This window comes from Pseudomonas sp. I3-I5, assembly GCF_022699445.1.
Lineage (GTDB): Bacteria > Pseudomonadota > Gammaproteobacteria > Pseudomonadales > Pseudomonadaceae > Aquipseudomonas > Aquipseudomonas fulva.
Genome location: NZ_CP093940.1, coordinates 2330259 through 2348760, shown reverse-complemented (window position 1 = coordinate 2348760; position 18502 = coordinate 2330259). Strand labels below are relative to the sequence as shown.

Annotated in this window: 14 protein-coding genes; 8 read left to right on the top strand and 6 right to left on the bottom strand. The window is 62.3% G+C overall.

Annotation, left to right across the window (positions count from 1 at the left end; all coding sequences use genetic code 11):
• Window positions 1-3: 3 nt before the first annotated feature.
• The 7 genes from MOP87_RS10560 (at window position 4) to MOP87_RS10530 (ending at window position 8582) form a co-directional block, all read left to right on the top strand.
• Window positions 4-1788, top strand: coding sequence for a GMC family oxidoreductase (locus MOP87_RS10560; protein WP_197873826.1), 1785 nt, complete (start codon window positions 4-6; stop codon window positions 1786-1788).
• Between the two features lie 12 nt (window positions 1789-1800).
• Window positions 1801-3111, top strand: coding sequence for a cytochrome c (locus MOP87_RS10555; protein WP_027914954.1), 1311 nt, complete (start codon window positions 1801-1803; stop codon window positions 3109-3111).
• Between the two features lie 323 nt (window positions 3112-3434).
• The gene (locus tag MOP87_RS10550) at window positions 3435-4454 is read left to right on the top strand and encodes a LacI family DNA-binding transcriptional regulator (RefSeq protein WP_088523471.1); all 1020 of its coding nucleotides are present in this window, start codon (window positions 3435-3437) and stop codon (window positions 4452-4454) included.
• 74 nt (window positions 4455-4528) lie between these two features.
• Window positions 4529-5317 carry an AP endonuclease gene (locus MOP87_RS10545; RefSeq protein WP_028687447.1) on the top strand — a complete coding sequence of 263 codons (789 nt, stop codon included), beginning with the start codon at window positions 4529-4531 and terminating at the stop codon, window positions 5315-5317.
• Entirely contained in the window at window positions 5310-6275 is a 966-nt protein-coding gene (locus tag MOP87_RS10540; RefSeq protein ID WP_242810512.1) for a sugar kinase, read from the top strand. The genes MOP87_RS10545 and MOP87_RS10540 overlap by 8 nt, the downstream gene beginning before the upstream one ends.
• 43 nt (window positions 6276-6318) lie before the next feature.
• Window positions 6319-7623 carry an MFS transporter gene (locus MOP87_RS10535; RefSeq protein ID WP_028687445.1) on the top strand — a complete coding sequence of 435 codons (1305 nt, stop codon included), beginning with the start codon at window positions 6319-6321 and terminating at the stop codon, window positions 7621-7623.
• On the top strand, window positions 7620-8582 hold the full coding sequence (locus MOP87_RS10530) for a D-glycerate dehydrogenase (protein ID WP_049695928.1): 963 nt from the start codon (window positions 7620-7622) through the stop codon (window positions 8580-8582). The genes MOP87_RS10535 and MOP87_RS10530 overlap by 4 nt, the downstream gene beginning before the upstream one ends.
• A 24-nt stretch (window positions 8583-8606) precedes the next feature.
• Here the strand turns inward: MOP87_RS10530 and MOP87_RS10525 are convergent, their stop codons facing one another.
• The 5 genes from MOP87_RS10525 to MOP87_RS10505 form a co-directional block, all read right to left on the bottom strand.
• Window positions 8607-9557 carry an endonuclease gene (locus tag MOP87_RS10525; protein ID WP_242810511.1) on the bottom strand — a complete coding sequence of 317 codons (951 nt, stop codon included), beginning with the start codon at window positions 9555-9557 and terminating at the stop codon, window positions 8607-8609.
• Between the two features lie 122 nt (window positions 9558-9679).
• On the bottom strand, window positions 9680-10675 hold the full coding sequence (locus MOP87_RS10520; RefSeq protein WP_028687442.1) for an aldo/keto reductase: 996 nt from the start codon (window positions 10673-10675) through the stop codon (window positions 9680-9682).
• 94 nt (window positions 10676-10769) lie between these two features.
• Window positions 10770-11621 (bottom strand): LysR family transcriptional regulator, encoded by an 852-nt coding sequence (locus tag MOP87_RS10515; RefSeq protein WP_242810510.1) that lies wholly within the window; start codon window positions 11619-11621, stop codon window positions 10770-10772.
• A 159-nt stretch (window positions 11622-11780) separates the two neighbouring features.
• Window positions 11781-12965 carry an MFS transporter gene (locus tag MOP87_RS10510; protein ID WP_027914962.1) on the bottom strand — a complete coding sequence of 395 codons (1185 nt, stop codon included), beginning with the start codon at window positions 12963-12965 and terminating at the stop codon, window positions 11781-11783.
• Window positions 12966-13120: 155 nt separating this feature from the next.
• A complete protein-coding gene (locus MOP87_RS10505) occupies window positions 13121-14002 on the bottom strand; it encodes a LysR family transcriptional regulator (protein WP_128610469.1) in 882 nt (293 codons plus the stop codon).
• Between the two features lie 168 nt (window positions 14003-14170).
• Between MOP87_RS10505 and MOP87_RS10500 the strand changes: the two genes are divergently transcribed.
• Window positions 14171-15814, top strand: a complete 1644-nt coding sequence (locus MOP87_RS10500) for an acetolactate synthase large subunit (RefSeq protein WP_027914964.1) — start codon at window positions 14171-14173, stop codon at window positions 15812-15814.
• A gap of 128 nt (window positions 15815-15942) precedes the next feature.
• Here MOP87_RS10500 and MOP87_RS10495 read toward each other — a convergent pair whose 3' ends face one another.
• On the bottom strand, window positions 15943-18489 hold the full coding sequence (locus MOP87_RS10495) for an HWE histidine kinase domain-containing protein (RefSeq protein ID WP_242810509.1): 2547 nt from the start codon (window positions 18487-18489) through the stop codon (window positions 15943-15945).
• Between the last annotated feature and the right edge of the window lie 13 nt (window positions 18490-18502).

Genomic DNA, 18502 nt, shown 5'->3' with positions numbered 1-18502 from the left:
GCCATGGCCAATGCATTGAAGAAGGTCGACGCAGTGATCGTCGGCTTTGGCTGGACGGGGGCAATCATGGCCAAGGAACTGACCGAGGCCGGCCTGCACGTGGTGGCGCTGGAGCGCGGGCCCATGCAGGACACTTACCCCGATGGCAGCTACCCGCAAGTGATCGACGAACTGACTTACAGCGTGCGCAAGAAGCTGTTCGTGGACCTTTCCAAGGAAACGGTGACCATACGCCATACCGTCAACGATGTAGCGTTGCCGTACCGCCAGCTGGGCGCGTTCCTGCCCGGCAAGGGCGTAGGCGGTGCCGGTTTGCACTGGTCGGGCGTACACTTTCGTGTCGACCCGATGGAGCTGCGCATGCGCAGCCACTACGAAGAACGCTACGGCAAGTCCTTCATCCCCCAGGACATGACCATTCAGGATTTCGGCGTCAGTTACGAAGAGTTGGAACCCTACTTCGACTTCGCCGAGAAGGTGTTCGGCACCTCGGGGCAGGCCTGGACGGTCAAGGGTGAACTGGTCGGGCAGGGCAAGGGCGGCAATCCGTTTGCCCCGGACCGTTCCAATCCGTTCCCGCTGCCCTCGCAGAAGAACGTGGTGTCGGCTCAGGTTTTCCAGAAGGCCACCTCGTCGTTGGGCTATCACCCTTACAACCTGCCCTCGGCCAACACATCCGGCCCTTACACCAACCCGTATGGCGCTCAGATGGGACCGTGCAATTTCTGCGGATTTTGCAGCGGCTACGTGTGCTACATGTACTCCAAGGCATCGCCGAACGTAAACATCCTGCCCGCGCTGCGCCAGGTGGAGCACTTCGAGCTAAGGCCCAATGCCCATGTACTGAAGGTGAACCTGGACGACAGCAAGCAGCGTGCGACCGGGGTCACCTACATCGACGCCCAGGGCCGTGAGGTGGAACAGCCGGCCGACCTGGTGATCCTGTCGGCTTTTCAGTTCAACAATGTGCGCCTGATGCTGCTTTCTGGCATCGGCAAGCCCTACGACCCGGTCAAGAACGAAGGGGTGGTCGGGCGCAATTTCGCCTATCAGAACATGGGCACGGTCAAGGCCTTCTTCGACAAGGACTTGCACACCAACAACTTCATCGGCGCCGGTGGTAATGGCGTGGCGATCGACGACTTCAACGCCGACAATTTCGACCATGGCCCTCACGGCTTCGTGGGTGGCTCCCCGATGTGGGTCAACCAGGCGGGGACCCGGCCCATCGCAGGTGTAGGCAACCCGCCGGGCACGCCTGCATGGGGCAGCGCCTGGAAAAAGGCCACCGCCGACTACTACACCCACCAGATATCCATGGATGCCCACGGCGCGCACCAGTCCTACCGCGGCAATTACCTGGACCTGGATCCTACCTACCGTGATGCTTATGGCCTGCCGCTGTTGCGCATGACCTTCGATTGGCAGGAAAACGACATCCGAATGAACCAGTTCATGGTCGGCAAGCTCAGCGCCATCGCCAAGGCCATGAACCCCAAGGCCATTGCGGTGCTGGGGAAGCAGGTAAAGGAGCATTTCAATACTGCTACCTACCAGACGACTCACCTCAACGGTGGGGCGATCATGGGGACCGACCCAAAAACCAGCGCTTTGAACCGCTATTTACAGTGTTGGGATGTACACAACGTGTTCGTACCTGGGGCCTCGGCGTTCCCGCAGGGGCTTGGCTACAACCCGACCGGTCTGGTCGCTGCGCTGACCTACTGGTCGGCACGGGCCATTCGTGAACGGTACCTGAAGAATCCCGGCCCCCTGGTGGCGGTGTAAGGAGCGATGAGCATGAACAGAATGTTGATCGCCACTGTGCTGGTGGGTATGGGCATGACGGCGCAGACAACGCAGGCAGCGCAGGCCGAACAGACGCTGGTTAGCCAGGGTGAGTACCTGGCGCGTGCAGGGGACTGTGTGGCTTGCCACACGGCCAAGGACGGCAAGCCCTTTGCGGGTGGGTTGCCGATGGAAACGCCCATTGGCACGATCTACTCGACCAACATCACCCCCTCATCCGAGGGCATCGGTCAGTACAGTTTCGAAGACTTCGACCGAGCCCTTCGCCGTGGGATCCGCAAGGATGGCAGTACACTGTACCCGGCCATGCCGTACCCGTCCTATGCGCGGTTGACCGAACCCGACATGCAGGCGTTGTACGCCTACTTCATGAAGGGCGTAACCCCCGTGCAGGAGCCGAACAAGGACACGGACATTCCTTGGCCCCTGAGCATGCGCTGGCCGTTGTCGATCTGGCGCGGTGTATTCGCCCCGAAGCCTGAACATTGGCAGCCGTTGCCCGAGCGAGATCCGGTGATCGATCGCGGCGCTTACCTGGTCGAAGGCCTGGGCCACTGCGGTGCCTGCCATACCCCAAGGGCCCTGACCATGCAGGAAAAAGCGTTGAGTGCAAAGGAGGGCGATGCTTTCCTGGCCGGCAGCGCGCCGCTCGAAGGCTGGGTGGCGAAGAATCTGCGAGGCGATCACAAGGATGGTCTGGGCAGTTGGAGCGAGGCACAGCTGGTGCAGTTTCTCAAGACTGGCCGCAGCGACACCAGTGCCGTGTTCGGTGGCATGAGCGATGTGGTGGAGCACAGCATGCAGTACATGAGCGACGCCGACCTGACAGCCATAGCGCGCTACTTGAAGACCTTGCCGCCCAGCAATCCGAATGACACGCCCCACGTCTACGATCGGCAAGTGGCGGATGCGCTGTGGAAAGGCGACGACAGCAAGCCAGGGGCTGGGGTATATATCGACAATTGCGCCGCCTGCCACCGCACCGATGGCAAGGGGTACACGCGCGTCTTCCCAGCGCTTGCCGGTAACCCGGTGGTGCAGACCCAGGATGCTACCTCGTTGATTCATTTGGTACTCAAGGGTGGGACCCTGCCCGCGACCCGCACGGCGCCCTCGAACTTCACCATGCCGGCCTATGGCTGGCGCCTGAGCGATCAGGAGGTGACTGACGTGGTCAACTTTATCCGCACCAGCTGGGGTAACCAGGGTGAGCCTATCGAGGTCAAGGCGGTGAAAAAGCTTCGCACAAGCGACATGAAGCAGACATCGGGTGATGATCTCGGACAGGTGACCGAGCACTAGCGCTGCAGGGCTAGGCCGCTGCCAGGGGCCCTGTGTTTGCACTGCCCCTGCAGCCTGGAATCCCGAGAGTCAAAGCCCTTCCGGCCGCGATAGACCGCGCAGCGGCCCCCAGATTTTAGCTTCGTATCTTACATCGCTGGGGCTTCTGGGCGGCCCATCACGGCTGGTCCGGCGCCCCGGCTAGGCCGCTTCCACAGGGCCCTCCTACTGTTTGAACCGGCAGTAAACAGCATTCCCGATCAACGGTGGATTGACGCGTATAGGCATTTTTTGTTCTAGTGAAACCGGTTTCATCATGATCACAACAACCATAAGGTCCCATCATGAGCCCAGCACCCGCGCCAGCGCGCGACCGTGTCACCATCAGCGAGGTGGCCCGTGTCGCAGGTGTCTCCAAGGCCACCGTTTCCCGGTACATCGGAGGCGATCGCCAGTTGCTGGCCGATGCCACGGCCCAACGCCTGGGCGAGGTGATCGAGCAGCTTGGCTATCGGCCGAACCAGATGGCGCGCGGGCTCAAGCGCGGGCAGACACGACTGATCGGCATGCTGGTCGCCGATATTCTCAATCCCTATTCGGTCGCAGTCATGCACGGCGTGGAGACGGCTTGTCGCCAGCATGGCTACAGCCTTGTAGTGTGCAACACCAACCGCGATGACGAGCAAGAGCGCCACCATCTGCGCGCGTTGCAGTCCTACAACGTGGAAGGGCTGATCGTGAACACCCTGGGCCACCACCCAGGTGAGTTGCTTACCGTCATGCGTGACCTGCCCATCGTGCTGGTCGACCGGCAGTTACCTGAGATTAACGCCGACCTGGTCGGCCTGGACAACGCTCAAGCGATGCAGCAGGGTGTCGAGCATCTGCACGCTCGGGGTTACCGGGACATTCTCGCCGTCACCGAGCCGCTGGACGGTACCAGCTCGCGAGCCGAGCGGGTCCAGGCATTGACAGCCTGTGTCCAAAGCCGCGCCGACATGCAGTGCGAGGTCGTGCAGACCGGCCCGGGATTGTCACAAGCGCTCATCCGTTTCCTGGGCAGCAACGGCACCCGTCCCAAGGCACTTTTCACCCTCAACGGCGTTGCAACGCTGGCGGTCACCACAGCATTGCGCGAGGCCGGGCATGCGCTGTTCGGTAATGTTGGGGTGATCGCCTTGGACGACCTTGACTGGTACCCCTTGGTAGGCAACGGCATCACGGCCCTGGCGCAGCCCACCGAACGCATCGGCATGGCAGCGTTCGAGCACTTGCTCAGTCGCCTGCACGGTGAACAAGGCGCCGCCCGGCGCATCGATTTCAAAGCGTCGCTGATCATACGAGGTTCCACCCCCCTACGTTGAACATAACGGCGGCTAGCGGCCTATCCGCAATGCCTGACGTTCAAAAATGAAACCGGTTTCATAGGACAATAACAATGCATGCAAATCCTGTTTCCATCAGCCTGTCCAGCTACGGCGCAGACTTCGTCCGACAACGCGGTCAGGAGCAGTTCATCGATCTGCTGGCAAGCGCTGGGGCAAGCCGCGTTGAGTTACGTGAGGAATTGTTCTCATGCCAGCCCGACCCGACTGCCTTGGGTGCATTCATCGCCGGTGCAGGGCTGCAGTGCCTCTATTCCACACCGCTGGAGCTTTGGTGCGCAGAGGGTACGCCCGCGCCCGAACTGGGTGCCAAGCTGCGCATCGCCAAGGCACTTGGGGCTGTAGCGGTGAAGGTGTCTTTGGGGCATTACCGAGCTGGCGTCGACATGCAGGTATTGCGGGCGGTGCTACCCGAGGACGGCCCCGTGTTGCTGGTCGAGAACGACCAGACTGAGCACGGTGGGCGGATCGCGCCGCTCGTGGGCTTTTTCGAACAGGCACACGCGTGCGGCGTGCGGGTCGGCATGACGTTCGACATCGGCAACTGGCAGTGGCTGGACGAGCCGGTGCTGGAAGCCGCCAGCCGGCTTGGGCGGTGGGTTGAGTATGTGCACTGCAAAGCAGTGACTCGCCATGGTGGTGGGCGACTGGCTGCCGCTGCACCTCAGGCGCCCGATCTTGAGCACTGGCAGCAGATCCTGGCCCATTTCACACCTGGGGTCATGCGTGCTGTGGAATACCCGCTGCTTGGCGAAGACTTGCTGACCGTGACGCGCAGCCACGTACATCAACTGTCCGCACTGGGTGCGCGCCACTGCGCACGGGAGCTGAGCCATGCCTGATCATGACGTGCTGTGCTTCGGCGAGACCATGGCCATGTTCGTGGCCGATGATGGGGGGGATCTTGCACAGGTCGGGCGTTTCGGCAAACGCATTGCCGGCGCCGACAGCAATGTCGCCATCGGCTTGTCGCGGCTTGGCTTTGGCGTGCGCTGGATCAGCCGGGTCGGCAACGACTCGCTGGGGCGCTTCGTACTCGACAGTTTGCGCGCAGAGGGGATCGACTGCGCGGATGTGCAGGTTGACCCAACGCATCCGACGGGTTTTCAACTGAAGGCGCGCTGCGATGACGGCAGTGACCCTGTCGTCGAGTATTTCCGGCGTGGCTCTGCAGCCAGCCACATGAGCGCTTCGATGCTAGATCCGGCCTGGTTGCGCGCGGACCACCTGCACGTAACCGGCATTCCGCTGACGCTGTCGGACGGCTGTCGGGGGCTTGCCCATGCGTTGGTCAGCCAGATGCGCAAAGCCGGTCGCACCCTTTCATTCGACCCCAATCTGCGCCCGACGCTATGGCCCGACAAACAGCGCATGATCACCGAGATCAACGCCATTGCTGCCCAGGCCAATTGGGTGCTGCCGGGGCTGGAGGAGGGCCGCCTGCTCACGGGCAGGCAGACACCTGCCGAGATCGCCGGCTTTTACCTGGACCTTGGTGTGGACCTGGTGGTGATCAAGCTGGGCGAGGCGGGCGCCTACTACCGCAGTGCCAACGAGGAGGGCCAAGTCGCGGCCGTACCTGCGCCCTGCGTGGTCGATACCGTGGGCGCTGGCGATGCCTTCGCCGTCGGTGTGCTCAGCGCCTTGCTTGAAGGCCAGCCCGTCGAGCACGCCGTTGCCCGCGGCAATTGGTGCGGCAGCCGCGCGGTGCAGTCGCGCGGTGATATGGAGGGCTTGCCGCACCGGCAGGACCTGACGGCATACGAATCCCCACAAAACCCTGAAATACGCACGGCCTGAATCACCTGTCGCACAAAAACAACAAGCTCAGGAGAAACTCACCATGAAACGTACAAGCCTGGCGCCACGCCGCTGGTGGTACATCATCCCCATCGTGTTCGTCACCTACAGCCTTGCCTATCTGGACCGTGCCAACTACGGCTTCGCAGCCGCATCGGGCATGGCCGAAGACCTGCACATCACCCCTGTGCTGTCCTCGCTACTGGGTGCGCTGTTCTTTCTGGGCTACTTCTTCTTCCAGGTACCGGGGGCTATCTACGCCCAAAAGCGCAGCGTCAAGAAGCTCATTTTCGTCTGCCTGATCCTGTGGGGTGGGCTGGCCACGCTGACCGGCATGGTCAGCAACGTGTACATGCTGATTGGCATCCGTTTTCTGCTGGGTGTGGTAGAGGCGGCGGTGATGCCGGCCATGCTGGTCTACCTGTGCCACTGGTTCACCCGGGCGGAACGTTCGCGCGCCAATACCTTCCTGATGCTGGGCAATCCAGTGACCATACTGTGGATGTCGGTGGTGTCCGGCTACCTGATCAAGCATTTCGACTGGCGCTGGATGTTCATCATCGAGGGTTTGCCGGCGGTCATCTGGGCGTTTTGCTGGTGGCGCCTGGTCGATGACCGGCCTGCGCAGGTTTCATGGCTGAGCGAGCAGGAGAAGAATGATCTGCAACAGGCGCTGGCGGCGGAGCAGCAGGGCATCAAGCCGGTCAAGAACTACCGAGAGGCGTTCCGCTCGCCGCAGGTGATCATTCTGTCACTGCAGTATTTCTGCTGGAGCATTGGCGTGTACGGCTTTGTGCTGTGGCTGCCCTCGATCCTCAAGCAGGCAGCCAACGTCGACATCGTCGAGGCCGGGTGGCTGGCCTCGGTACCCTACCTGGCAGCAGTGATCGCGATGGTGGGCGTCTCCTGGGCCTCCGATCGGATGCAACGGCGCAAGCGCTTCGTGTGGCCACCGCTGCTGGTGGCAGCGCTCGCGTTCTATGGCTCCTACGCTTTGGGGACCGAGCACTTCTGGCTGTCGTATGCACTGCTGGTGGTCGCCGGGGCCTGCATGTATGCCCCCTACGGCCCGTTTTTCGCGATCGTGCCCGAGATTCTGCCGGCCAACGTGGCCGGTGGCGCCATGGCCTTGATCAACAGCATGGGCGCGCTGGGCTCGTTCGGTGGTTCGTGGCTGGTGGGTTACCTCAATGGTGCCACGGGTAGCCCTGCGGCCTCGTACCTGTTCATGTGCGGCGCGCTGCTGTGCGCCGTCGCCCTGACCGCGGCGCTGAACAACTCAACGACCTCCGGGCGTGCCAAGACACCTTGCCTGCGCCCGGCCATCCCTTCCAGGAACCCGACATGAAAAAACGCATCGTGCTGTACAAGGCGTTGTCCCCCGACTTGCTCGCTCGCCTTCAGGCCGCGGCAGAGGTCACCACCGTCGACCTGGCCCGTCCCGATGGCATGGCGCGCTTGCGTGATGCGCTGCCTGGCGCCCACGGGTTGCTGGGCGCCAGTGTGCGCCTGGATGCCAGCCTGCTTGACCTAGCGCCCGAGCTCGAGGTCATTTCCAGTGTCTCGGTGGGCGTGGACAACTATGACATCGCCGACCTTGATCGACGCGGTATCGTGCTTACCAACACCCCCGATGTGTTGACCGAAACCACGGCCGACACCGGCTTCGCACTGATCCTGGCCACCGCCAGGCGGGTGGTGGAACTGGCCAACTGGGTACGCGACGGTCACTGGCGATCGGGCCTTGGTCCTGCGCAGTTCGGCAGCGACGTGCACGGCAAGACGCTGGGCATCGTCGGCATGGGACGGATCGGTGAGGCGCTGGCGCGGCGAGCGGCCGCTGGTTTCGGCATGCAGGTGATCTACCACAGCCAGCGACCCAAGCCTGACGTCGAGGCCCGCTACGGGGCCAGACGCTTTGCTCTGGACGAGCTATTGGCGCAGGCAGATTTCGTCTGCCTCACCGTCCCGTTGAGCGCAGCTACCGAAGGGCTGATCGGGCGCGGGGAGCTGGCGCTGATGAAGCCTGAGGCCATCCTGATCAATATCTCCCGAGGGCGGGTCGTGGACGAACAGGCACTGATCGATGCCCTTGAAACACGGCGCATCCGCGGCGCGGGCCTGGATGTATTCGTCCAGGAGCCATTGGCGGCCGACTCGCCTTTGCTTCGGCTGGACAACGTAGTGGCCACCCCGCACATAGGTTCGGCCACAGAAGAAACTCGGCAAGCGATGGCGCGTTGCGCCGTGGACAACCTGCTCGCCGCGCTGGCGGGTAGGCGCCCGGCCAACGCGGTCAATGGCTGATAAGCCGCCGCTGAGGGTGGTGGATCAACGGCAGTTGCCGGCTTTTCGGTAGCCCGCCGCCTGGGCTTCTACCTCGGTCGCGAACGCGATCTGGTTCTTGGGCGCGACCTGGTGATAGCCCGGGCACCCGGCAGCCAAGTGATACACGTGGCTGTTGCGGTTGCCCAGCACGGCGCCCACCGGGGCTTGGCTAGCGGCGGAGGTACGGACTGGCGCCGCCAATGACGGCTGCACGCCATCGCCCGTGGGTGTGTAGTTCAGCGTCCATTGGCGTTCGCCCGTGACGAACGGATTGGCGTGGCCCATGATGGCGGAGATGCGTCGGTCGCGCTCTTTTTCCCAGGCTGAGACGGGGTGCTGGCGGTCCCATGCCATCAGCAGTTGTTGCTGTTGGCGCGACATGTTCAGGCGGTAACGATCGAACATGTAGAACGTGGTACGGGCGACCAGGCCTTTGACCTCATCCCTTGGCTCGGCCGCGCGTTGGGCGAAATCCACCTTGGTCGTGCACTGGCCATACTCGCCTTGATTACCACTGACCATGCCATAGTTGAAATTGCTGCGGTCCCCGTTCACCTCACCCACGGCTGGGTAGAGGTTGAAGAGGTCGGCCTCCATGGCGCGGAATACCGGGTCGCTGTCCACGCAATGCTCCCGACCGCCGTTTTTCCAACACTGGCGTTGGTTACCGAAGGTATGGGCTGGCACGATGTGCTCCCACTCGGTGCGCTCGGCGCGGTTTTGCTGTTTTCGGGTCTGGTACCCACACGAAGCCGCGTCGATCCGTCCGCCTGACTTGCCTACCCATGTCCATCGGCAGCCGCAGTACAGCTCGCCCATGGCGCTCTTGCCTTGGTCCATGTAGACCTGCTGCTTTGCCACGACCTTGGCTTCAGCAAAGGTGGAGGGCGGATTAGCCCAGGTATAGCCACTTAGAATCAGCAGTAGATGAAGGGCGTAACGCAATGATTTCATGGGTAAACAGCACACAGATTACAGGGGCGTGCATTGTAGTACTTCTACCCAGAGCAGACAGCACACATTGACCACCACGTGTAGGAAAAGGGGTGGCCAATGGGTTTTATCGCACGCTGAGGCTACTTGAAACCGGTGACTGCATGGGGCACGTAGGGTGCTTCGAGCCGAGCGGTTTCCTCAGCCGTCAGGTGCAGGTCAATAGCGGCCAACGCGTCGTCCAGGTGCGCAGGCTTGGACGCACCTACGATGGGCGAGCTGACCCCTTGCTTACCCAGTACCCAGGCAAGCGCCACCTGCGCCATCGGCACGCCGCGTTCCTGGGCAATCTGTTCGACCACGTCGATGACCCGTCCGTCTTGTTCCTCGCTGTTTTCGAAGAATGACTGCCCGGACAGATCAGTGCGAGTCCGCTCGGTCTGCTGGCCATTGGGGCGTGTCAGGCGACCCCGTGCCATAGGGCTCCAGGGCATCAGCCCGACGCCCTGATCCAGGCACAGCGGAATCATTTCGCGCTCTTCCTCGCGGTACAGCAGGTTCAGGAAGTTCTGCATCGACACGAAACGGCTCCAGCCGTTGCTGGCGGCTACCTGTTGCGCCTTGGCAAATTGCCAGGCGTACATCGACGAAGCGCCGATATAGCGCGCTTTGCCCGCCCTGACCACGTCGTTGAGCGCTTCCATGGTCTCTTCGATGGGCGTGGTGTAGTCCCAGCGATGGATCTGGTAAAGGTCGACGTAGTCGGTGCCCAAACGCGAGAGGCTGGCGTCGATACTGGTCATGATCGCCTTGCGCGACAGCCCTTGCTCGTTGGGACGGCTGGCGCCTTGCCACATGTTGGCTGGGTAGAACACCTTGGTGGCGATCACCGTCTCGTCACGCCGGGTGAACTCCTTGAGCAGTTTGCCGAGGATCACCTCGGAAGTGCCCGCTGAATAGCTGTTGGCCGTGTCGAAAAAGTTGATGCCTTGCTCAACGGCGTGGCGAATGATAGGTCTGCTCGCTTCTTCGCCCAGTGTCCAGGGGTGCGTGCCGGCATCCGGCTCGCCGAAGGTCATGCAGCCCAGGCACAACCTGGAAATGTCCAACCCGGTGGTACCCAGTTTCACGTATTGCATCAGTGTGTCCTCGACAGCCTTTGAATAGGTGCAGCGTACCCTTGTTGGCCATGCAGGCACATTCCCTGTTGCTGCAAGTGGGACATGCAGGAATTCACAAGCGCAACAGGGGCTTGACCTGCTGGTGCAGGAAATCGGTCACTGCCTTTATGCGCGGCGTGGCGCGCACGTCTTCGTGCACCGCCAGCCAGATCTCGATGCTCATGGTCTGCTCAGGCAGCCCCACCACGATCAACCCTTGCTCATGGGCCATGAAGGCGGGCAGGCAAGCGATGCCGATCCCCCCGGCACAGGCCTGGGCCTGAATGCGCAGGTCGTTGCTCAGCAGGGCGAAGGGTTGCGCGCCCGCCTGGCGGTTGAGCCACTGCTGCTGCGGCGAATGGGCCTGGGAGGCGTCATAACCGATGTATCGCCGTGCCGAACCGCTGGCTTGGTAATCGGCACTGGCATACAAACGGTAGTCCAGGTGACCGAGCAGACTGACCACCAGGGTGGGCTCGGTGGGCCGTGACAAGACGACGCTGATGTCGGCCTCGCGCCTGGCCAAGGATGCCCGGGACTTGCTGCCGACCAACCGCAGCCGCAGTTGGGGGTATTGCTGGTAGAGGTCCCCGAGGCGCCTGGCGATGATGCTGCCCAGCAGGGCGGGCGGCGCCGAAAGGATCACTTCACCTTCTACCGTCTGTTGACCGGCGCTGGCGAAGTGTTCGAGGGCGAAGGACGACGCGGCCATCTGGCCGGCCAACTCACCTACGCGTTCGCCTTCGTCGGTGAGTACATAGGCCCGTGCGCGGCGGTCGACCAGCTTCAGATTCAGCGAAGCTTCGAGGGAGGCGATCCGCCGAGCGACGGTGGCGTGGTCGACTGACAGAACCCTGGCGGCGGCAGACAGCGACCCGGTGGCGCAGAAAGTCGAGAAATGGCGTAGGTCTTCCCAATCGAACATGAGCAGGCTCGGCAGTGGTGGGTTTGAGAGGGGTAGGTGGGGTTTAGGGTACTAGCCCGTGCCGGCCGTTTGGCAAGGCCCGCTTCTGGCAACGGGCTGTACTGGTGCGCCGGCCACGCCACCGCCAGGCACACCATCAGCGCGGTGCTGTCCTCTGTCTCAAGCGCCGCCTTTCATGCGCCGCGCCACCGCATAGAGTCCCAGGCCCAGCAGCGCCATGGCGGCGCCGATGTAGCCTGTACTGGTCCAGCCCAACCCCGCCGTGATAGCCATGCCACCCAGCCATGGGCCCAGGGCGTTGGCCAGGTTGAAGGCGGCATGGTTCGAGGCCGCTGCAAGGCTTGGGGCTTCGTGCGCGATGTCCATCAGGCGGATTTGCAAAGGCGCTGCCAGGGCGATCATGGTGCCCACCAAGCCAATGCCCAACAGCAGGCTCCACAGGTTCGCCGCGGCAAAGGTGAAGAACAGCAGGACCAACACTGACCACGCCAGCACCAGCCCCACGGCGCGGAACTGCAAGCGGTCGAATAATTTGCCGCCCACGATGTTGCCGACGATGCCGCCCAGGCCGAAGGCTGCCAGGCCGAACGGGATCCACTGGGGCGCCACGCGGGTCACCTCAAGCATGGTCGGGGCCAGGTAGCTGAACACGCAGAACATGCCGGCAAAGCCGATGGACGCAATGCCCAGCGCCATCCATACCTGGGGCAGGGTGAAGGCCTTGAGTTCCTTGCGCGGGTCACTGCGCACCTCATCATGACGCTGGGGCACAAAGCGCCACACCATCGCGATGGTGCAAACGGCGATCAGGCCGACCAACACGAACGCCGAACGCCAGCCGAAGTACTGGCCCAGAAATGTGGCGATCGGGTTGCCCAGCAACATGGCCAGGGTAAGCCCCATCATGACCCGGGCCACGGCGCCCGCGCGCTGGTTGTTGGGCACCATGCTGGAGGCTACGACTGCGGCGATGCCGAAGTACGCGCCGTGGGGCAGGCCGCTGATGAAGCGAAACGCGATCAGACCGCCAAACGACGGTGCGAAGGCAGTGGCCAGGTTGCCCAGGGCGTACAGGGCCATCAGCATCAGCAGCATGTGCTTGCGCAGAACCTTGGCGCCCAGAATGGCCAAGGTAGGTGCGCCTACCATCACCCCCAGCGCATAAGCGCTGATAGCGTGACCGACCTGGGGTTCGCTCAGGTTCAGGTTGCTGGCGATATCCGGCATCAGACCCATGATGGCGAACTCGCCGGTACCAATGGCGAAGCTGCCCAATGCCATGGCGGCTTCCATCTTTACGACGGTACTTTTACCGGGCAGTGGGGAGGGTTCTAGAACAGACATCTGGCTCCTTGAAATATGCTGAAACGTTCAAGTGATGATAATGGAGACGCGAACGGTGCGTCGAGGCGCGCTGACTCACTAGCCGATCCAATTAGCGAAGCTATGTGGGCGCGTACAGCGTCGAGCGAGCTGGAGTACAGATGTACTCCAGGCCGCTAGCGATCCAGATATTGACTCTGTCCGGCAAAATCGATGAAGCGCTGGCTGGCCAGCGACAAGTACTCACCCGAGCGCCAGCACAGCCGAAAACTCATCTGCTGGGCAGGCTCGAACGGCACGCCAACGATCCCTGGTGTTCTCAATTGCACAGAGCGCAGCAATGTGGCCACGCCCATGTTGTCCAGGGCGGCCTGGACCACCAACGAGACGAAATTGCTCTGCAATGCCACTTGGTAAGTGATGCCGTGTTCGGCAAAGAAGGCGTCAAGCAGCTGACGCTGTACGAATGTGCGGTCGAACACCACCATGTCAGTGTTGCGCAGATCTTCGGCGGTCAGGCTTGCCTTGTTGGCGTAGGGGTGATCCGGGTGCATGCAGGCCAGCATCTCATCGCTACCCAACAGGATCGACTCCTTGTCCGAGGGCACTCGGCGAGACTCGAGCAGCGCCAGGTCGATTTCCCGTTGCTCAAGGCGTTGGCCAATGTCTTCGGCGCTGCCCTCGAAAACCGTCATGGCGATGCCGGGATAAAGCCGGCGAAAGGCGTTCATCAGCCCGGGCACATAGTGCAGGCCGAACATTGGCGGGATCCCCAGCCTCACTTCGCCGCGCTTGAGGTCGGCCATGTCGCGCAACGCCTGGCGGGCCACGTCCATCTCCCGCAACGCTGATGCGATGCGGGGCAGAAACTGCTCGCCTTCCACCGTCAGCACCACCTTGCGTGTGGTGCGGTTGAACAGACTGACGCCCAGTTCTTCTTCAAGACGCGTCACAGCCATGCTCAGCGCCGGCTGGGCGATGTGCAGGTGCTGAGCGGCCTTGGTGAAGCTGCCCTGGCGGACGATTTCAACGCAACAACGCAGCGCCTTGAGATTCATTTGAGGTATTCCGGAATTGATAACGTTTTGTGATGCTCAGCATCATAACAATATATTTACTATTATTAACGCCAAGGCCTACGATGCGCGGCACTGAGACATCCTGCAACATCTCAGTCACGCAGCCAGCCGGCTGCATCCTCCCTGGATCTTGAGGTAGTACATTAAATGGCCAAGGCCGCCGATGTCGTTGTGCAATGCCTGGAAAACGAAGGTGTCGAGTATGTGTTCGGCATTCCCGGTGAAGAAAACCTCGACCTGCTCGAATCCCTGCGCAAGTCGAAGATCAAGCTGGTACTGACCCGCCATGAACAGTCTGCAGGCTTCATGGCCGCCACCTACGGTCGGCTGACCGGCAAGACCGGCGTCAGCCTGTCCACCCTGGGCCCCGGCGCCACCAACCTGGTCACCGCCAGCGCCTATGCTTATCTCGGCGGCATGCCGATGATGATGATCACCGGGCAGAAGCCGATCAAGAAGTCCAAGCAGGGCCGTTTCCAGATCATCGACGTGTGCGGCATGATGGACCCCATCACCAAGTACACCCACCAGTTCGCCTCGGCCGACAACATCCCGGCCCGCATGCGCGAAGCCTTCCGCCTGGCCGAGGAAGAAAAGCCGGGTGCTGTGCACCTGGAACTGCCTGAAGACATCGCCGCCGAGCAGACCGATGCCCTGCCTATCCCGCGCAGCCTGCACCGTCGCCCGCTGGCCGAGCACGTGGCCATCGACGCAGCCGTGGAAAAATTGCATAAAGCGCGCAGCCCGATTCTGGTGATCGGTGCCGGCGCCAACCGCAAGATGACCGCCAAGGTGCTCAAGCAGCTGATCGACAAGACCGGCATCCCGTTCATCACCACCCAGATGGGTAAGGGCGTGGTCGATGAGCGTCACCCACGCTTCCTGGGCAACGCGGCGTTGTCGTCCGGCGATTTCGTGCACCGTGCGATCGAGGCGGCCGACCTGATCATCAACATCGGTCACGACGTGATCGAGAAGCCACCGTTCTTCATGGTCCGTGGCGGCACCGAAGTCATCCACATCAGCTTCCGCTCCGCCGAAGTCGATGCCGTGTACTTCCCTCAGGTCGAAGTGATCGGTGACATCGCCAACGCCGTGTGGCAGATCAGCGAGCAACTGACCGACACCGCGCACTGGGACTTCACCCGCCTGATGGCGATTCGTGAAGCCAACGAGGCGCAGATCGCCGAAGGCGGCGACGACGACCGCTTCCCGGTCTACCCACAACGCCTGGTGGCCGACATCCGCCGCGTACTGCCTTCCGAGGGCATCGTGGCCCTGGACAATGGCATCTACAAGATCTGGTTCGCTCGTAACTACAAGGCTCACAAGCCCAACACGGTGCTGCTGGACAACGCCCTGGCGACCATGGGTGCCGGCTTGCCATCGGCCATGGCCTCGCATCTGGTCTACCCGGACCGCCCGGTGATCTCGGTATGCGGCGACGGCGGCTTCATGATGAACAGCCAGGAACTGGAAACCGCAGTGCGCTTAGGGATGCACATCACCGTGGTCATTCTGCGTGACGACGGCTACGGCATGATCCGCTGGAAGCAGGCCAACATGGGCTTCACCGACTTCGGCCTGGACTATGGCAACCCGGACTTCGTCAAGTACGCCGAAGCCTACGGCGCCACCGGCCACCGTGTCGAAAGCGCCGAGGGCCTGCTGCCCTTGCTGGAGCACTGCATCACCACCCCAGGCGTTCATGTGATCGACTGCCCGGTCGACTACAGCGAGAACGACCGCATTCTTAACAGCGAGCTGCGCGAGCGGGCGCTGGCGATCTGAAGCGTGCCCATACGCTGCGTCTGATCGCCGAGTCGATCATCCTGCTGCATTGACCAGCTGCAGCAGGATGCGTGGATGTGATCTCAGGCTGTGTACGGCGGCCGCAATGGCCGCCGTCTTGAGCGTCTTCAGTCCTGCGGTTCGAGCAGGCCACGAAGGCTCATCACGATGGTACTCATGTCATAAGGTTTGCGTGTGACCGGAATGTGCTTCAGGTGCGCGGGAATACTGATGCCATCGCCATAACCGGTTGCGAACAGGAAAGGGATGCGCCGACGCATCAATGCCTCGGCCACCGCAATGGACGTACCGCGCCCCAGGTTCACATCGAGAATGGCGGCGTCGGGTGAGTGCCGCTCCAAAACCTGCAAAGCTTCCTGCTCGGAACTGGCCGTGATGACATGCTCGATGTGGGCGTCGTTGAGAATTTGCTCGAGGCCGATGGCAATGACCAACTGATCCTCCAGGATCATCACGCTCAGGCCAGGTCGTGCGGCGAATGGGTCAGAGGAATCGATCATGGGCGCGGCAGCAGCAGGCGCAGGCTCGGACTCGGCAACCGCCAGGTGCCTGGCTGGCAGCGTGAACAAGCCCTGCACCCCATCAGGGTAGTACTCCACGCTACTGGTACCGCCCAGATCGAACGGGATGCTGCGCTCGATGAGTACCGAGCCGAAGCCGCGGCGCCGGGGTACCTGCACCTGCGGGCCGCCGCTTTCCTGCCAGATGATGGCGCAGGCGCCTGCAGCATCGATCGCCCAGCTCACAGACAGCCGCCCCCCTGGACTCGACAGCGCACCGTACTTGGCCGCGTTGGTCGCCAGCTCGTGCAGCACCAGCGCCATCACCGAATAGGCCCTGGCATCGAGAATCACGTTGGGTCCTTGCATGACGATGTCGGCAATAGCCGTGCGGTAAGGCGACAATTCGGCATCGAGCAACATCGCCAGGCGCCCACCGCCATCACCCCGCACGACCTGGTCGTGGGCCAGCGACAGGGCCTGGATGCGGCCCTGCAAGGTGTTCACGTAACCCTTGAGCGTCTGGCCCTCGGCCGTGGGATGGGCAACCAGTGCGCCAATCAGCGACAGGATATTCTTGACCCTGTGGTTGAGCTCTTCGTTGAGCACCCGCTGGCGCACCTCGGCCTTGGAGCGTTCGCTGGCCAGCAGTTCGCTGTTGTGCAGCAACACCTCGACGATGGCCGTACGAATGGCGTCCCCGAACTGTCGATCCTGCTCCGTCCATGGCGCAGACTGCTGGTGCACAGTCTGTTTCCAGATGGAAAAACTCGTGCGCGGCGTCAGCCGGTCGCCCATCGCGCCACTGGTATAGGTCTTGTTGGGGTCGCCCGCCCAGTCGAGGGTCTGCACCACCTCCTTGCGAAAGAACATGATGTAGTCTTGCGGGCGCTGCGAAATGGGGATGAGCAGCACGCCCGACACGTCGCTGAAGTAGGCCTGGGCCGCCGGATGGGCCAGTGAAAGGCTGTTCGATGCCCACGTCCTGGCTTCGGCCACGCTTTCGGCGAAGCGCAGCAGTTCAGGCACGCAAGCTCTAGGCGGAACGGTACCGGCACTCGACCAACGCCCTTGCAGGGAGATGCCGATGCCATCACACGGGATCAGCGACATCAGCCTTGGCAGCCGGTCTTCGAAGAAGCTGTGCATGTCGGCGGCATGGTTGGCATCGCGCAGCATCAGGTCGAGCGTGTCGTGCACCTGCACGGCCGCTTCGAGTTGTTGCCGGCTGCGCACTGTTTCGATGTGCAGGGCGAAGAACTCGCCAAACATCTCGGCCGCCACGCGTCGCCCCATGGTCAGGTTGCGTGATGAGTAGTGATGGCAGGCGATCAACCCCCACAGCGCGCCATTGACGATGATCGAGATGGACATGGTGGCGCCCACGCCCATGTTCTGCAGGTATTCGCAGTGGATGGGAGACACGCTGCGCAGGTGGGCATAGGACAGGTCCAACGGCTCGCCCGAAGGGTCCAGCACAGGCTCCAGGGCCACCGCCTCGAACTGCACGTCAGGGATGACCCTGATCGGATTGCGCAGGTACAAGGCGCGAGCCTGCTGCGGGATGTCCGATGCGGGAAAATACTGCCCCAGGAAGCTCTCGAGCGTGCTGCGCTTGGCCTCGGCAATCACTTTGCCGGCGCCATCGCTTCCCAGTTGGTAGATCATTACCCGATCGTAGCCCAGTACTGCACGCACAAAACGCGCGGCATCGCGGAACAGGCGGTCGGTCTGGTCGATTTCGCGCAGCTGCGCGATCAAAGTGCGCGCAAGCTCGATGGGTTCTGCAACGTTTTGGCCCGCAGGCTCGAACTCCAGGAGAGTGCTGCCCTTGAAGCGGTGCGCCGACACATCTACACGCCGGCCATCGGGCAGGGCGACTGCAAAGCTCAACGCCGGGCGCGATCCTTCGCGGATACGGGCCAGCGCATTGCGCAAGGTATGGGCGAGTTCCCCGCCAATCACGTCATCGAGTTTACTGCCATTGAGCGGCAGCGTGACCCCCAGTAATTTCGGCGCATTGACCGAGTGACGCAGGACCACGGTTGCGGTGGCGTCGCAGGCCAGCAAGCAGCCATGGGGCTGGATGCTGCCGGGAATCTGAATGGGTTCGCGGTCGCAATTACTCAGGTTTACCTGTGGGTCGAGGGTCATTAGCCATGCCTGT

Bases quoted from the DNA above. Each gene is read 5' to 3' on its own strand.
- MOP87_RS10560 (WP_197873826.1), top strand. From the start codon at position 4: ATGGCCAATGCATTGAAGAAGGTCGACGCAGTGATCGTCGGCTTTGGC.
- MOP87_RS10555 (WP_027914954.1), top strand. From the start codon at position 1,801: ATGAACAGAATGTTGATCGCCACTGTGCTGGTGGGTATGGGCATGACG.
- MOP87_RS10550 (WP_088523471.1), top strand. From the start codon at position 3,435: ATGAGCCCAGCACCCGCGCCAGCGCGCGACCGTGTCACCATCAGCGAG.
- MOP87_RS10545 (WP_028687447.1), top strand. From the start codon at position 4,529: ATGCATGCAAATCCTGTTTCCATCAGCCTGTCCAGCTACGGCGCAGAC.
- MOP87_RS10540 (WP_242810512.1), top strand. From the start codon at position 5,310: ATGCCTGATCATGACGTGCTGTGCTTCGGCGAGACCATGGCCATGTTC.
- MOP87_RS10535 (WP_028687445.1), top strand. From the start codon at position 6,319: ATGAAACGTACAAGCCTGGCGCCACGCCGCTGGTGGTACATCATCCCC.
- MOP87_RS10530 (WP_049695928.1), top strand. From the start codon at position 7,620: ATGAAAAAACGCATCGTGCTGTACAAGGCGTTGTCCCCCGACTTGCTC.
- MOP87_RS10525 (WP_242810511.1), bottom strand. From the start codon at position 9,557: ATGAAATCATTGCGTTACGCCCTTCATCTACTGCTGATTCTAAGTGGC.
- MOP87_RS10520 (WP_028687442.1), bottom strand. From the start codon at position 10,675: ATGCAATACGTGAAACTGGGTACCACCGGGTTGGACATTTCCAGGTTG.
- MOP87_RS10515 (WP_242810510.1), bottom strand. From the start codon at position 11,621: ATGTTCGATTGGGAAGACCTACGCCATTTCTCGACTTTCTGCGCCACC.
- MOP87_RS10510 (WP_027914962.1), bottom strand. From the start codon at position 12,965: ATGTCTGTTCTAGAACCCTCCCCACTGCCCGGTAAAAGTACCGTCGTA.
- MOP87_RS10505 (WP_128610469.1), bottom strand. From the start codon at position 14,002: ATGAATCTCAAGGCGCTGCGTTGTTGCGTTGAAATCGTCCGCCAGGGC.
- MOP87_RS10500 (WP_027914964.1), top strand. From the start codon at position 14,171: ATGGCCAAGGCCGCCGATGTCGTTGTGCAATGCCTGGAAAACGAAGGT.
- MOP87_RS10495 (WP_242810509.1), bottom strand. From the start codon at position 18,489: ATGACCCTCGACCCACAGGTAAACCTGAGTAATTGCGACCGCGAACCC.